Origin of the sequence: Cyclobacterium xiamenense (assembly GCF_900109255.1) — a bacterium.
Taxonomy (GTDB): Bacteria; Bacteroidota; Bacteroidia; order Cytophagales; family Cyclobacteriaceae; genus Cyclobacterium; species Cyclobacterium xiamenense.
Map to the genome: position 1 here is coordinate 149,974 of NZ_FNZH01000007.1, position 14,616 is coordinate 164,589.

At 43.2% G+C, this 14,616-nt stretch carries 14 protein-coding genes; 3 read left to right on the forward strand and 11 right to left on the reverse strand.

Annotation, left to right across the window (positions count from 1 at the left end):
* Nucleotides 1–26 precede the first annotated feature (26 nt).
* The gene (locus tag BMW71_RS18820; RefSeq protein ID WP_092177563.1) at nucleotides 27–1,502 is read right to left on the reverse strand and encodes a hypothetical protein; all 1,476 of its coding nucleotides are present in this window, start codon (nucleotides 1,500–1,502) and stop codon (nucleotides 27–29) included.
* 351 nt (nucleotides 1,503–1,853) lie between these two features.
* Between BMW71_RS18820 and BMW71_RS18830 the strand changes: the two genes are divergently transcribed.
* Nucleotides 1,854–2,465, forward strand: a complete 612-nt coding sequence (locus BMW71_RS18830) for a Uma2 family endonuclease (RefSeq protein ID WP_092177566.1) — start codon at nucleotides 1,854–1,856, stop codon at nucleotides 2,463–2,465.
* A gap of 289 nt (nucleotides 2,466–2,754) precedes the next feature.
* Here the strand turns inward: BMW71_RS18830 and BMW71_RS23930 are convergent, their stop codons facing one another.
* Both BMW71_RS23930 and BMW71_RS18840 read right to left on the reverse strand, forming a co-directional pair.
* Nucleotides 2,755–2,919, reverse strand: a complete 165-nt coding sequence (locus tag BMW71_RS23930) for a sulfatase-like hydrolase/transferase (RefSeq protein ID WP_244891227.1) — start codon at nucleotides 2,917–2,919, stop codon at nucleotides 2,755–2,757.
* A 118-nt stretch (nucleotides 2,920–3,037) separates the two neighbouring features.
* A complete protein-coding gene (locus tag BMW71_RS18840) occupies nucleotides 3,038–4,555 on the reverse strand; it encodes a hypothetical protein (RefSeq protein WP_092177570.1) in 1,518 nt (505 codons plus the stop codon).
* Nucleotides 4,556–5,138: 583 nt separating this feature from the next.
* On the opposite strand from BMW71_RS18840, the gene BMW71_RS18845 reads away from it, so the two are divergent.
* The gene (locus BMW71_RS18845) at nucleotides 5,139–5,453 is read left to right on the forward strand and encodes a hypothetical protein (RefSeq protein ID WP_143057687.1); all 315 of its coding nucleotides are present in this window, start codon (nucleotides 5,139–5,141) and stop codon (nucleotides 5,451–5,453) included.
* Nucleotides 5,454–5,798: 345 nt separating this feature from the next.
* Here the strand turns inward: BMW71_RS18845 and BMW71_RS18850 are convergent, their stop codons facing one another.
* The 5 genes from BMW71_RS18850 to BMW71_RS18870 all read right to left on the reverse strand — a co-directional run bounded on the left by BMW71_RS18850 (nucleotide 5,799) and on the right by BMW71_RS18870 (nucleotide 9,868).
* The gene (locus BMW71_RS18850; protein WP_092177574.1) at nucleotides 5,799–6,359 is read right to left on the reverse strand and encodes a type 1 glutamine amidotransferase domain-containing protein; all 561 of its coding nucleotides are present in this window, start codon (nucleotides 6,357–6,359) and stop codon (nucleotides 5,799–5,801) included.
* A 261-nt stretch (nucleotides 6,360–6,620) separates the two neighbouring features.
* The gene (locus BMW71_RS18855; protein WP_092177576.1) at nucleotides 6,621–7,604 is read right to left on the reverse strand and encodes an MlaD family protein; all 984 of its coding nucleotides are present in this window, start codon (nucleotides 7,602–7,604) and stop codon (nucleotides 6,621–6,623) included.
* Entirely contained in the window at nucleotides 7,601–8,347 is a 747-nt protein-coding gene (locus BMW71_RS18860) for an ABC transporter ATP-binding protein (protein WP_092177660.1), read from the reverse strand. Before BMW71_RS18860 ends, BMW71_RS18855 begins: the two co-directional genes overlap by 4 nt.
* A gap of 4 nt (nucleotides 8,348–8,351) precedes the next feature.
* Nucleotides 8,352–9,125 carry an MlaE family ABC transporter permease gene (locus BMW71_RS18865; RefSeq protein WP_092177578.1) on the reverse strand — a complete coding sequence of 258 codons (774 nt, stop codon included), beginning with the start codon at nucleotides 9,123–9,125 and terminating at the stop codon, nucleotides 8,352–8,354.
* A gap of 251 nt (nucleotides 9,126–9,376) precedes the next feature.
* Nucleotides 9,377–9,868, reverse strand: coding sequence for a thermonuclease family protein (locus BMW71_RS18870; protein ID WP_092177580.1), 492 nt, complete (start codon nucleotides 9,866–9,868; stop codon nucleotides 9,377–9,379).
* Between the two features lie 187 nt (nucleotides 9,869–10,055).
* Between BMW71_RS18870 and BMW71_RS18875 the strand changes: the two genes are divergently transcribed.
* Nucleotides 10,056–10,766, forward strand: coding sequence for a hypothetical protein (locus BMW71_RS18875; RefSeq protein WP_092177582.1), 711 nt, complete (start codon nucleotides 10,056–10,058; stop codon nucleotides 10,764–10,766).
* A gap of 149 nt (nucleotides 10,767–10,915) precedes the next feature.
* Here the strand turns inward: BMW71_RS18875 and BMW71_RS18880 are convergent, their stop codons facing one another.
* From BMW71_RS18880 to BMW71_RS18890, 3 genes are all read right to left on the reverse strand, one after another.
* Nucleotides 10,916–11,344 (reverse strand): DUF6943 family protein, encoded by a 429-nt coding sequence (locus BMW71_RS18880; protein ID WP_092177584.1) that lies wholly within the window; start codon nucleotides 11,342–11,344, stop codon nucleotides 10,916–10,918.
* A gap of 1,220 nt (nucleotides 11,345–12,564) precedes the next feature.
* On the reverse strand, nucleotides 12,565–14,139 hold the full coding sequence (locus BMW71_RS18885) for a Piwi domain-containing protein (RefSeq protein WP_143057689.1): 1,575 nt from the start codon (nucleotides 14,137–14,139) through the stop codon (nucleotides 12,565–12,567).
* Nucleotides 14,140–14,151: 12 nt separating this feature from the next.
* Nucleotides 14,152–14,616, reverse strand: coding sequence for a hypothetical protein (locus BMW71_RS18890; RefSeq protein WP_143057690.1), 465 nt, complete (start codon nucleotides 14,614–14,616; stop codon nucleotides 14,152–14,154).

Genomic DNA, 14,616 nt, shown 5'->3' on the forward strand with positions numbered 1-14,616 from the left:
GATATTCCATTCAGGATTTGGATATTTTAATACTGCTTGTATAATTGCAAAAGGGCATATATAAAATCTGGCCCTCCGGTGATGGCTTCGTAATGATCGTGTTGATTGGTGGCCATTGGCAGGGGATTTCCACCAGCAAGAAATAAATCAATTCCCAACCAGGCAAAGTATTCCGCCCGCCTGAGATACTTTTCTGCTCCTGTCAATTGATAAGTATTGATCATGTGTTCCACCACTTTGGCAAAGGCCTCGGGTTTTTGCAGTTCATTTTCATCAGGACTTGCCAAAAGATACTGTTCTGCTGCACCAACTATTAGTGTTTTGTATTTATCTGCCAGTTGCGGATGACTTTCTTTTAATTGCAAATACCTGGCAAACAATAAAACACCCAGATCGGCATGGGTGGAATACCCGTAACCCGTAGCCCAAATTGCTGTGTAGGGAATATTCATGGAACGATGCCTGGGTTCACCGGTTTTGGCATGCAGGGTAACCGTAAAACCTCCACCCTCTGAGATAAGGTGAGCTGTTCTATGAAAATCCAAATCTTGTTGAATGGCCAATTCTTCCATTCGCATGGCAAGTCCTTTATCAAAAGGTTTGATTTGTTTTGCAGCATCCCATAGACATCTTGCCATCTCCAGATTACTGCTCAACCATACGACGTTTATATGATCACCTTGTTCCGCTCTTCCAGCAATCAGGTAACCGGATTCGGCTATTTTACTATTGTCCTCCATGCGACCGACTACAGTTGAAATCGCATGAATCAAGTCACCTCTTCTTATTTTTTCTTTGTTCTCCTCCCGCACATAAGCATCTGCCCAGGTTGAAATCATTTGCCCGGCATATCGGGGAAATTCAAATCCCTGATAGGTTTCACGACGCGACCAACGTGCATGCCTGGAATAATCGCCGGTCTCCTTGCTGTCGATTTGATTGTCCCACAAACCCAAGACAAAACGCCAACTGGCATCCGGAGCCAAACGATAACATTGATCCCAGAATGGCCATTCCCCATTGATCTCATGCATGTCTGTTCCTCCAACTGCTTCTTGGTGAAAATCCCAATACAGGTGCTCTCCCCAGGCCATTAATCCGGTCTCAGGGCTTTGGCAGTGATCAAAGAAAAATTTCAGGGATTTATCCGCTTCTCGGGCATATTTTTCGTCAGAAGTAATAGCAGTCAGCTGGTAAAGGATGGCATACAAGGATCGGTCCTCCTGAGGATTGGCACCTCCCAGTGACCTGTCACTTTCCCGTACACCCAAAATTTCACCAAAGCTTTCTGTTGTTCCCAATCGCATAGTTGCCCTATCGAGCGCGGCGGCAAAGAGCGGCGAATGCGTATTCCCGTAGCTATCCCGGCCATTTTTTATCATTTCATCCGCATATGCCTTCACTATTTCCACTAGCTCATCCTTTTTCTTGTCTTCATTGGAAACAAAGGAGTAAAGAGCCACGGTAACCAAACCCGTAAATAAAACTAAACACAGCTTCATATCATTTCAAATCTTCCTTATAACTAAAGTTTCTTTCCCACTTTTTTCCCCACAGTAAAAACAGGGAAATCTTCTCCGTAAATAAAAAGGACTTGGAATGGCCCTTACTTAAACTCAATCGAAGCCAGTAAAACAGAATGTAATCTCCAATAAGGAGAATACAGCTTGCATGCTTTACCTGCTTTCCCTCATTAGAACAGATTTCATACAATTCCTGGACGGGTGATCGTCCATCCGATTGGGGAAATTAAAAATACATATAATTATTTAAAACATTTAGACCAGCAAATGCAAGCGGGATTTTTTTTGATCCAATGAAAAACTATTGCCTCCAAATGGTTAGATTCAGGTATGGAAAAAGAAAGGACCAAACCTTATGTAAAAGAACCCGACTTAAGCTATGGGGGGTATACCTATGCGGATTGCCTGTCCTGGGACCTAGAGGAGATGGTCGAACTGATCAAAGGCAACGTATTCAAAAAAGCTGCCACAGCTCCAAACCGAATTCATCAACGACTAACGGGAGACCTTCATAAAGAACTCAACATGTTCTTGAAAGGCAAAACATGCCAGGCCTATATTGCCCCATTTGATGTGCGGCTTCCTGTCCAATCCAAAAAAGACGACAAAATATATACCGTCGTACAACCGGATATCTGCGTGGTCTGTGACCTAGACAAATTGGACGACAGAGGCTGCATCGGTGCACCTGACCTGGTGGTGGAGGTACTCTCCCCGGGCAACAAGCAACTTGAACTCCAACATAAATACGAGGTTTACGAAGAATCCGGGGTAAAGGAATATTGGCTGATGGATGCAGCCGGACAGACACTTTTAATTTACACCCTGATTCAAGGCAAGTACCACAGTTCCCGCCTGATGACTTCCGGGGATCGGGCAAGGTCTTCTGCCGTAACGGGATTTGAACTGGGCCTGGAAGCATTTTTTGCGGAAATCAAATAAGATGTATTGGCCAAAATAGTGGCTTATGGCTTAAACCTCAGCAAGGAATGAACAGGATTTACTAATACGATTCAATGTCGTTTAGCTAACAGTATCGCGTGAATTTTTCATACATAAAGCGCTTATCAAACCCGCACCCCAGGTAAAAAACCTGATCGGAGGTGTACACCGCAATGGTGTTTCCACCAGCCCGGATTCATCCAGTCCAGAGGGGTATCTGTGATGCTATCGGTCACATACCCTTCGTTTCTTACCCTCTCCCTTCTATCAGAAAGTCGGGCTTATAATACTATCCCTGCTCGGGCAGCACCAGGAAAAAATCAAAGCCTTGGGAAATCTCATCCATATGGATCTTTCCTATCATGTCGGTCTGGTAACCATTGGCTTGCAGCAACTCGGGGAAGTTGTCCTGCTGCCAGTTGAAAGCCAACACATTAACTATTTTGCCATTCACAAAACTGTGTTTGCCGGTCAGCAACACCGCTCCGCTGGGGGCACAAATGGGCAATCAGCCGGGCGCGCTACTTGCTGGAGCATACCCTTCGAACGAATCCGCCGCACAGAAATTCAACTTACTGCACCTTTCTTACTGCCTCTCCAAAAGCCCGCAAGCTGGAATGCCGTATCTCGTCGTATTCCCGGGAGGCCAGTAATCCATCGGCACCTGCTTCCATGGCCCGAAAGACCGATTCCTGCAACCTTTTGGCATCACTTGGATAGGCCACCAGGCCTTCGGGCGCGTGCCAGGGCACGTCGATTCCGATACCCGCGATCACCTTGGATTTTCCGTCCACACTGGCTACACAGCGTTTGGTTTCGTTGTACACGTATTCCGGCCCCATTCCCTTTGGTTCCAACTCATTCAGGGGTACTTGTGCCTCTTTGCCGAAACCCATCCAGGCATAAAACAAATCCAGGGATTGCTCCAGGGATAGGTCTTTCAAGACCCTATCCTTCATGCGTTCCAATACCCACCAGCGCAAGCGGGGACCCAAAATATCGTGGTATAAAATCGGTTTGATGAAATCGGCGTGCGTGGCCATCTCCCCATAGGTAATGGCCGAGCGGTAGAAAATATCCCAGGTAGATCGCTGATGATCCACATGCCTTCCAACAATCGCATCGGGCTTTATCTTTTTTATTCGGGTGTATACTTCCTGTTGGATTTCTTCATCCGCCCTAAACCATTGGAAATTCCAGGCTAGAACCTCCGGGTACTCCTGGAGGTACCTGAGCACGTTTACCATAACCGTGTCGGCCGCTGCATGCGTCCCAGCTTCAACCTTTTTAATAAATTGATAGAGTTGCGTGAATCCTTCTTTGGCCCGGAAAAAATCGATGCCCTTTCCTTCATTTCGCTTGCGACAATGTTCGCAAAAACAATCCGGCACGGAACCCTGAAACAACAGCCGGGAAAGGGCTCCCGTGCGTTCCGCCCCGTACTGCATCCCGTCTATATCGTAATTGTGAAACAGGTCTTCCACTGTCGCATACACCCAATTTCTATAGTCCGGGTTGTTCCAACAGGGCCCGCTACCCGGATTTCCATAAATATCCCGCGTCAGGACACGTTCAAAGTTATTGATGTATTGCATCCCCTTGTCTGCGGATAATTCCATCAATCGAATAAGCACTTTCATGTTTCGCTGCCTGGCAAACGGAACAATCTCCCTGAAAATATCCTTGTCCGCGTACAGGTAGCTGCTATCCGGACTGAAATGCCGTAGGCTTGTGTTTTTGTAGAAACGCTCGTCGTGTCGAACCCAGGTTTTGGTAAGCTTTCGGTTGGTGAGCCCGGCCGGATCGATTCCATGATCGCTTGCCAGTACATGGGCAGGCCTATTGTCTGCGCTGTAATAGGTATGGCTGTAGATCATCAGGGTATTGATTGCCGCCTCATTTTGCAAAAAATCCAATACCTTTTCCATCCCTTCATCGTAGAAACTATAGCCACCCATTTGGATACCGATCATTTTATCGGTTGCCGCGGCGGGCTTTGCGTAGGCGGGCAATGCAGCTAAAGCAGGTAACAGCCCCATTCCGGCCGAAGCCAGGGTCGATTTTTGAAGAAAGGTGCGTCTATCAATCATGGGAAACGGGATATTTTGGGTTTCACTACCAACACCGGATGGCCGCTGTTTCGGGCATATCCGGGAACAGGATGGAATATAGGCATTTCTACGGTTTTACCCTTCGAAATTCCCTCTTTTTCCTGAGTCCAGGCAAGTAAGCTACCTTCATTTGACGATTTCCTTGTTGGCTAACGGGTGATAGCCATGAATTTCTTTCTCGGGTACTTCCCCTATCCACAAAAGAAGGAATATGGCGCGACCCATACCGGGACTTACAACCCATTCTGACCATACACCGTGTATGGTGCTATAATGAATTGCTTTTATGACCCTAAGGAACCTTTTCTATTTGCTTCCCTTGTTTCTGTTTTTTGCATGTGAGGTGGAAGACAAGGTTTTGCCGGGAACACAATTGCTGCGTAATTCCAATTTATCGTCCGACCCTGATTCGGTTTTTCCCTAGATGGCCAGCCAATCCGAAAGAATCGAAATAGGGATAAGCAAGGAGATTTTTTTGACTGGAAATCAGTCCTTGTTCATAGCAAACCCGGACAGTTTGAATTTTAACGCGGGAACCTGGTTCCAAACATACGCAGGTCCGATGCCTGCGCCAGAAAGTAGCATGGAGTTGGTAGCATTCGTCAAGGGAGAAAATATTCGACGAACCTACCCCAACGCTCCTTCCGTCTTGGTCACCTCTCAGCTTACACCCCGGCCGGAGGACGAAGCATATTATAAAAATGGCACCAATTCATCCACCGATTTTTTCGTCGAAGGTGATTTTGACTGGACACCCATTTTCGTCACCATAGATAACTTTCCCGCTGAGGTCGATTTCATCCGGGTTAATTTAACAACACCAAGAGGGGTTTCGGGAAAAATCTATTTTGATGAAATTACCCTTACGGCAAAATAAAATTAGCACCTCCCCATTTCACCCCGTTCCTACTTGTCATTTACCGGTCCTGCCTATCCCGCAGCGGAAGCTGCGATAGCAAACCTGAGTCGGGAGATACTCGCATGTCCCCCGGATAATTTTTGGGGCCACCGCTGTACCTGCCTTCGACATGGTACCGTTTCACATGGCAAGCGCTAGGTGAAATCAGCTATCATTTCTCATTTGCAAATGCGTATTTTTTTTTCAACACTCCGGGTATTACTTGTCTGCATTCAGCAGGCGCTATTTCATCCTGCCCTAAAAAATAAAAAACCCTGCCTTTTTACAAAGCAGGGCCTTAAATTTTGCTTATTCAACCTGTGATCAAACGGTCTTCTGCGCTTCGTGCACTCCCTCACGAATCTCTTCAATCAATTTCTTATTGAAAGCAGGCAGGTCGTCCGGCTTTCGGGCCGTCACCAGAGCCGAATCACAAACACATTCACTGTCTGTCCATGCCACACCGGCATTGATCAGATCGGTTTTGATGGAGGGCCAGGAGGTCATTTCCCTTCCTTCCAGGGCACCCGTCTCGATCAACACCTGTGGACCGTGGCAAATGGCGCCAATCGGCTTGCCTGCTTCAAAAAAGGACTGAACAAAGTCAATCGCATCCGTGTTGGTCCGCAGTTTATCGGGATTGATCACCCCTCCGGGAATCATTAATGCATGGTAATCGGCCGGGTTGGCATCACTTAATGACTTGTCTATTTTCACTTCCTCTGTCCAGTTGCCGCCCTTCCAACCTTTGATAGACTTTGCTGGCGAAATCACATGAACAGTAGCTCCGACTTCCTCCAAAGCTTGTTTGGGGCTTTTCAATTCACTCTCCTCAAATCCGGTCTCGGTCAAAATAGCTACGAACTTATCATTTAACGTTGGCATGTTACAAAATAGTTTGGTTAATAATTGATTCCATTTCCTACCGATTGGGCATTCCCAATCTGGCAGGACTAAAAATGGTCCAATTACCATGCCATTAACGTATTTGTTAATTAATAATAATAAATTGATTACCGAACTTTCCTACTCAGAAGTATTGCTTGGCGGGTTTTGCTTTCACCCAACTCTACCAGCATACTGGTAGGTACCATGCGAAAATTATCGCGCGACAAGGGGAGGAACTACCTGAAAAATCAGTCCCAATCAATGCTGATTTGCCGCTTTCTTCTCCTCTTTTTCCAGCTTTTTGAAGTATCCTCTGAATAAAAAATTCGACCGCATGGCCTCCATATTGGTATTGAAACGCTCGGTACTTGACTCCAAGTTGATCAATGTCTGCATCAGGGTAGCCCGGAACAGCGAGTCTTCCAAAATCAACCCGGCAGTTCCTTCGCCTGCTTTCACTCCCTCGACCAACTGATTGAGCTGCTGAAGGAGGCCCTGTGTCTCAGCCGTGGTCGATTCGATCTGCTCCAGGCTTCGCTCCACGCTTGCCGTCAGCACCGTATCCGAAATCAAGGTACCTGCCAAACCATCTCCGTTTTCGATATTTTCCATCAATTCCTTCCCGGCCATGGCCAGCTGTGTGGCCTGATCCCCTGCACGGCGGAACGAGCGAATCGCCTCTTTCATCTCCACCAGCAAAAGTGTATCCGAAAGCGTATTCCAAAGATCCTGGTTTTGATTGATCTTTTCTGTGATTTCAGATAGGTTCATCAGCGTGTTTTGCAGGTAATCGCCCGAACTGTTGAGCTGCCGAAGCATGTCCTCGGTTCCAATTTGTTCCAGGGGAATCAAGACATCCCCCTCTTCAATCGGCAGCGCATCTCCCTCCTGCGGGTGGATTTGCAGAATCTTGTTCCCGATCAGTCCATCGGTATTGATCGTGGTTCGGGCATTTTTGAGAATGAAAGGGGTCATTTTGTTTCGAATCAATAGATCCACCTGAATCGTATTTTCATCCAACACATTGATATCACTTACCGTGCCTACATTCATTCCCTTGTACAGCACATTGTTCCCGGGAAGTAAGCCATTCACGTCCTCCATTTCTACAAAAACGTGCATGGATGTTCCCAGGATATTCTGATTCCTCCCGATCATGTAGAGCGAAAAGACGAGAAACAGTAAGCCAGCGATCACAAGCGCGCCAAGCTTCGCATTGGATAATTTTCTATCTGTACTCATAGTCCTTCGAAGAATTCCCTCACCTTGGGGTCTTGGTATTTTATTAAGTTTTCAAATGTTCCTTCCGCATAATTCTTCCCCTCAATCAACATGATGATACGGTTGGCAGTCATTCGGATACAATTCATGTCGTGCGATATGATGACGGAAGCGGTATTGTATTTTTCTTGAATCCGGTTCATCAGCTCACTGATTTCTCTAGCGGTAATCGGGTCCAAACCGGTGGTCGGTTCATCGTATAAAATCACCTTTGGCTTGAGAATGATTGTCCGGGCCAGTGCAATTCGCTTGCGCATCCCTCCCGAGAGTTCGGCAGGCATCATATTGATGGTATGCAACAAGCCCACGTCCTCCAATGCTTCTTTCACCGCCGACTCGGCATTTTTGGCACGCTCCTCCTTTGTCCAATGCCGGCGAAGTGGAAATTCCAGATTTTTTCGGACCGTCATGGAGTCGTAGAGTGCATTGCTTTGAAACAAAAACCCCACATCGGCACGAAGCAAGTCCATTTCGTCCTGATCCAGCAGGCTGATGTCCTGGTCGAGAACCGTAATCCTCCCGCTGTCCGGTTCGATCAATCGGATAATGCATTTGATCAAAACGGATTTCCCGGAACCTGATTTTCCAAGAATCACCAGATTCTCTCCCTCAGAAAGGGTAAGCGAAAAATCCCGAAGCACGTGATGCTGCCCAAAAGATTTATTCAGGTTTTTTACTTCGATGATGGAGTTGCCTTTTGCCATAAAATCAGGTAAGTCCCAGGACATCGGCAACTTGCACCGCGATCAAGTCCAAAATAAACACCAACAGCGAAGCCACAATCACTGCCGTGGTGGCAGACCTTCCTACACCTTCGGTTCCCTTTTGGGAATGATAGCCTTTGTAGCAGCCCACGATGCCAATGGCAAAGCCAAAGAATACCGTCTTAACCATAGCCGGTACAAAATCCCCAAAAATCAATACTTTGTAGGCTTGGTACCAATACAAGGGCCAACTGACATCTCCTTTCAAATTCGCTCCCAGATAACCTCCGTACAAGGAAATCGCAATGGCCAGACTGGAAAGAATGGGTACCATGACGGTGGAGGCCAACACGCGGGTAACGACCAGGTATTTGAAGGGATTGGTTCCCGAGACCTCCATCGCATCGATCTGTTCGGTCACACGCATCGATCCCAGTTCCGCACCAATTCCAGAGCCTATTTTACCCGCACAAATCAAGGCCGTGATCACCGGTGCAATCTCCCGGACCAGCGAAACAGACACCATGGATGGAAGCATAGACGCCGCCCCAAACTCAACCAAGGTAGGGCGTGACTGAATGGTCAAAACCAGCCCCATGATGAAGGCGGTGATACCCACGAGGGTAAAGGTCTTGTAACCAATAAAATAGCTTTGGTTCACAAACTCCTCCCACTCCTGCCGGGGCTTGCTGACTTCCCGGAAAAAACGCCCCGTAAATCGGGCTATTTCTCCTACTTCCTGAAAGAAAGGGGTGTTCAGTTTATTTAGTAGTGCCATACATTGCTTTCATCTCCCAAATTCATCAACTTTCCTGAGAAAAGCCGTTGCAAAGGTCAAGTCAATGTATGATAAAAATCAGGTAAAAAAAACAAAACACCCCTCCATATCCTGTCATAGGGAGTTTTTGTTATTTCCCAAAACAAAAAGTAACTTTTCTTGATAATCAACGAGTTATGAGTTTTGGGCAACAAATAGGCAACAAAAAAGTGATAATCATAGGAAAACAAGTGCAAAAACCTTGATTACAATCAGAATGATTGTGTGAGCGAATATAAACCTTTTCGTTTGATTTTAGCCTTCAAATTTAGCTTTTGATACTTGGGTAACTCTTGGCAGTAAACTTGGCTGTATGGCATTGCATAACCCTGACGAATGAGAATTTCGTTAAGTGTTTTGCCGTTAGGCAATAACACATAAGCCAAAGTTCTGCCGTATCTATCTGTTAGGTTTTTTGCTTCTTGAATAAGTGTGATTGATTTTACCTTTCTGGTCTTTCGGATTAGAAATTTCATTGATTTATATCCTAACTCAATTAGAAACTGAACAGGCAAGTGAAGCTCTCTTTCGTCTTTATTTGACTTAGTACTCTTCTTAATCTCTGGTGCATCAATTCCAAGTAGTCTAATTTCTTCTTCTTGATTAGTGAAAATATTTTTCACAATCATACCATCTCCATCAAGGATTTTGACGATTTCAAAGTGTGGTCTAACCACTGTTTGTTTATTAGCACTTGTTTGCACTTGCTTACTTTATTTTACCAACTGATTATCAATGAGTTATATAGATATTTGCAATAGTAATAATTATTTGTCAAACACTAAAAAAATATAAATTGTGGCAAGACAGAAAGGTCCATTAAAGTATGTCGGAACTCTTGGCGACATCAGACATTTTAAAATCAAGGGTAATTAAGGATATTTCGCTGGGTTGACTGGTGGTCCAACTGCTGAACAAATTGCAACAGATCCTGCATTCCAAAGAACACGTGAAAATATGAACGAGTTTGGCGGTTGTGCATTGGCTGGGAAATCGCTCCGTATTGGTTTAGCAAGTCTAATGAAAACTATGGCAGACAGTCAGGTGACTGGAAGATTGACAGCCATAATGAAGAAAATCAATTTAGAGGACGGTTCAGAAGCGAGAGGTAAAAGAGCGGTGTTGATTTCGCAAGTACCACAATATCTGAAAGGATTTGAGTTTAATCGGTTTACATCATTTGACGGAACATTTTCTGCTCCGCATACGATTACTCCAGGTACTAACCGAGACGAATCAACATTAGACGTTCCGGCTTTCAATCCGTTGAACTTCTTGAACATTCCTGCAGGTGCTACGCATTTCAGAATCATCAACGGTATTAGCGTAATATCTGATTTTGAGTTTAATGCCGATACAAAGGTGTATGAGCCAAAAGAAGCTGCATTGAATGAAATGAAAGCAATTGAGTATTCTGCTTATTTACCTGTTGACCAAGTTACTACAGCTGTGTCATTGACTTCTACTCTTGCAGGACCACCAACTATGACTACTGACGTTATGGTCGTGAATGTTATCGGTATAGAGTTTTTCCAAGAGGTAAATTCTAACTACTATGTATTTGCTCAAGGTAATGCAATGAAGATTTCCGAACTATTCTAAGAAGCCGTTATTTAGAAGAATTGGATTGTAAAAGCCCTTCTGTTTATTCAGTTGGGCTTTTCTATTGTTTGAAAGGTTTGCATCCATTTTCTAAGATAGTGCCTTTAAGGTGCAATTAAATAGCGGTTAAGGTGGGCTAAGGCACCACTCTAACGCCTTTTAATGTAGCGATACATTACAATTCTTTTGGCTTCTTCAATGAGCTGTATTGAGGTATAAAACTGCTTTTGTTTCTGCTCCAATAGCTGTAATGAATCGACTGACTTATCAAATTTAGCTTTATCATCTTCCACCTTTGAAAATGCTTCTTTGATTGCTTTTCTAAATTCAACAATAGAGATAAACGAAATGACCGAACCCCTTAAATAAATATGAAAGGCTTTTGACTGCCACATACCATAGCACAACCAATAGAGCTGGTCTTTTAGCTTCTCAGATTTACACGTAATGATAAAGCAATTTGGACAAGGTGCATCAAGTGGCTTTCCGCTGTTTAAGCCTTTGGATAGGACGTAAAAGTGTGGTTTGTTCAGATTTGCTGAAGGACTGTTTGTTTTGATAGTGAATTTCTGTTTCATAAAACGGACTTTTGATTTGCTCCGCTTCGCTTCACCACAAAAATTTTTTGACAAAGAAAAAAACGGAAAAAAAAGAAAGCCGATTCACAGGGTGGCGGGGCTAAAAAGACAAAAGGAAACGGAATAAGTGCCGAAGGCTGAAAGGCAAATGCCTATGAAAAAACTAAAGCAACATTTGCCTTTCATTATGCCGTAGTCTTTTGGCTTTTTAATGTGGGCTGGCTTTGTGGGAGCCATCCTATATTTGCTGCCCTTTTTGTTCCTTTTTGTTAAAATATTTCCATTACTACTATCTCTTTTAAGACTAAAACTTCTTCAATTTCTTGGGGCTTTAACTCCAGAAAAAAATAAACTATACCGCTGTTTGTAGCGGGGGCTTGGGGGTAGCAAGTGTAGTGACGTAGTGGAATGGAGCGAAGAAGCGATGACTTGGAATGGAGCATTCCTGTATGCTTTGAAGGATTGCAAACTTTGCAAACTTTACATAACTGCAAAGTTTATTTGCTTGGGTTAAGCATACGGATTGCGTAATGGAAATAAGGGTTGCTTTCGTGTAATGGAATGTAGGAACTACTCTTGCTTGCTTCTATAGGCTGTAGTGGGTGGTATGAAGAGTAACGGAATAGCACCTACTAAAAGCCGACAACTACTTATAGTTTATTTTTTTTCTGACCGCTGAAAAGGGTGGTGGGGAATTGTTGGTCTTGGGGTGGGTAGCGTTGGCTGAAATCACGGCTCTGGACTGATAAGGACAGCTATGGTGCAGGCTACTTAACATAATGTTATTATAGGACACCTGTGGGTTGGCTTTGTCCGAAGGATTGCCCATAATAGGGTAAAGCTATGTGGCTGTACTTGTATGACATCATAGCGACTATTATGGGCAGGGTTTGGCGGTGGCCTATAATGCCACATTATGTTAATGTATGCTTACGACATTTTTATACTGGCATAAGCGAAATGGTGGTGGTGGTTGGAATGTAGCGGTCTTTTTGTTTTGGGGTATTGGGTTGGGACAGCTCTTTGCTTTTTAATGCTTACCTATTATTTATCTATTTGCTTCAAGTATAAAAGGCAATGTGCTGTGAGCGGTGGCATACCCCAACACAAAAAGTATGACAGTTAAAAATGGCGGCTGCACCATAGTATGTAGTGAATTGCGTTGGCTTTGTGGGTTGGCTCACTACATAAGCCGTGATTGTGCGGTGGCTGGGTGGGAACTATAAAAACCAAAGATTCTTTGTTCCAAATGGTGGTACGCCTTCTTGAAAGAAAGCATATATCTCTGCAGCCATTTCAGGATATTTTATTGTAACAGGTAAGTTCTGTTGTCTTACCGATTTCCAATACATACGGCTGAATTGATATACTTGATCTATTAAGTCTTTGACCATTAATAAATCACCTAACAAATCTTCATCAGAAGCTGAGAATGAAAGTTTAATTGGAAAGAGGTTATCATTTACAGATTGACTATCGCTATATCGGGTATTATTGAACAGTAAATATTGATTCGTGCCTATTGGTAAAATCGTACCACTTTTAGGCATCAGATTGGGACTATCTAAATCAAATGCTACATAGTCATTTGAAATGGTCTTATTGATAGTAATTACAATGACTGGAATTTCCCACTTAAAGTTATGTAGCACTTCATAAATCGGTTGAAGCTCTTTTCGACTCATCTTCTTGTAGAAGTGAATGATTAGTCTTTTAGCCTTCTTATGATTATCAACATAGAATTTCATAATGGCACTACTAATTTCTCCAGCCAACATATCTGTTTCATTTGCCTTATGGCAATTGAAACCTTGAAACGTTCCATCATTATTGAAACAAAATGTGCTGCCTATATACTTGGTATTTTGAGTTAAGGAATAGAATGCACCAACACCTACTACTAAATCTGTAGTAACATCTGTATCTAACCGCCAAGGAATACCATTGATTTTTGCCAATAGAGCGATAGCGATATTAGGCAAATAAAATCTGAAAGCACTTTTAAATAAACTCTCTCTGTAAATCACTTGTGAGGTAATATCTCGCCTTAAAAGCAATTCTTTTACTTGGTAGTAAAGCATCAACCTTTCGTGGTCTTTCTCGTCCTTTCGTATCGGACTTACATAAAGAGCTACATACTGTGTACTTTCTTTCTTATCAAATACTGATAGTTGTTGCTTTATTTCATCAATCGCTGTCTCTGGGCTTTCAAATTCGATACCTGCACTTTCTTCTAAAATGAAGTTTTGCTTAATGGCTCTAAGCATTGGTGGAAACTGCTCACCATATTGAGGGTGAGTTAATCCATCTCGTAATACTGAGAATAACTTAGCTACATACTTTTTCTTGTCTGATTTTTGATAAACAAATATTAAACGAACATTGGGTTGATTAGAAGGACGATAAGGACCTAATATAAGGAAGTCTTTTTTTGGTTCAATACCTGTGTCCTTGCCAAAACGCAGCTCATTAGAATTGCTTTTAGTTTGTAGTATTTTATCTTCTCTCAGTTGCTTAAACCCCTTTGAATTTAATGGAATTATCGCTTTAAATTCTTCTGTATCTAAAAAAGTGCTGTAGAAAGAAGTAATCTCATTCCAATAGGGGATATACTTATTAGGTATTCTTTTGAATGGTCTATCTATTTCTAATGATTCTAACAGTCGATTGCTAAGTACTGGATATATTTCTTCAAGATAGAGTTTTATGTGTTGGTTCTCTTCTCGCTGATAGCTATAGACTTCCCCATTATAAATAACCTTTGATATTTTCTCTGGATCTATATCTTGCAACACGGCTAAACTCTTTTAATGAACCAATGAAGTACCATCAAAAGAAATGGCTAATTCCATTCCTGCTGAAACTTTAGCATACTGAACTCTTAAAGAGTATCTCTTGTATGTATGATACTTAGGGTTTTTAGCTTCTTCATCTAATAGCCAAACTTCTACATCATTCACAAAACCAAAGCGAACTGCATCCGCCTTTTCTAATAAATACTTATATATGGACTTGGTGTAATAGTGGTCAGCAAACTTCCAGTTATCTTTTAAATTGATAGTTACTTTATAGTCTGATTCTTCTTGGTCTGAAAAACTACAATAGAGCCTTTCAATGTCTTGCAATTCATCTTCATAGTTCTCCCATAAATATCTCGGATATGCCCACTTTGGTAAAGGATAGTAACCTGGCTTGTTCTCTTTGATAAAGCCAAATTCCATTTCCTGATTTGGGTGATTGAATGGGATAATATTTATAGATAGATTGCTCAA

Excerpts from the sequence above, each read along its gene's own strand:
- BMW71_RS18820 (WP_092177563.1), bottom strand. The coding sequence starts at position 1,502 with ATGAAGCTGTGTTTAGTTTTATTTACGGGTTTGGTTACCGTGGCTCTT.
- BMW71_RS18830 (WP_092177566.1), top strand. The coding sequence starts at position 1,854 with ATGGAAAAAGAAAGGACCAAACCTTATGTAAAAGAACCCGACTTAAGC.
- BMW71_RS18840 (WP_092177570.1), bottom strand. The coding sequence starts at position 4,555 with ATGATTGATAGACGCACCTTTCTTCAAAAATCGACCCTGGCTTCGGCC.
- BMW71_RS18845 (WP_143057687.1), top strand. The coding sequence starts at position 5,139 with ATGCCTGCGCCAGAAAGTAGCATGGAGTTGGTAGCATTCGTCAAGGGA.
- BMW71_RS18850 (WP_092177574.1), bottom strand. The coding sequence starts at position 6,359 with ATGCCAACGTTAAATGATAAGTTCGTAGCTATTTTGACCGAGACCGGA.
- BMW71_RS18855 (WP_092177576.1), bottom strand. The coding sequence starts at position 7,604 with ATGAGTACAGATAGAAAATTATCCAATGCGAAGCTTGGCGCGCTTGTG.
- BMW71_RS18860 (WP_092177660.1), bottom strand. The coding sequence starts at position 8,347 with ATGGCAAAAGGCAACTCCATCATCGAAGTAAAAAACCTGAATAAATCT.
- BMW71_RS18865 (WP_092177578.1), bottom strand. The coding sequence starts at position 9,125 with ATGGCACTACTAAATAAACTGAACACCCCTTTCTTTCAGGAAGTAGGA.
- BMW71_RS18880 (WP_092177584.1), bottom strand. The coding sequence starts at position 11,344 with ATGAAACAGAAATTCACTATCAAAACAAACAGTCCTTCAGCAAATCTG.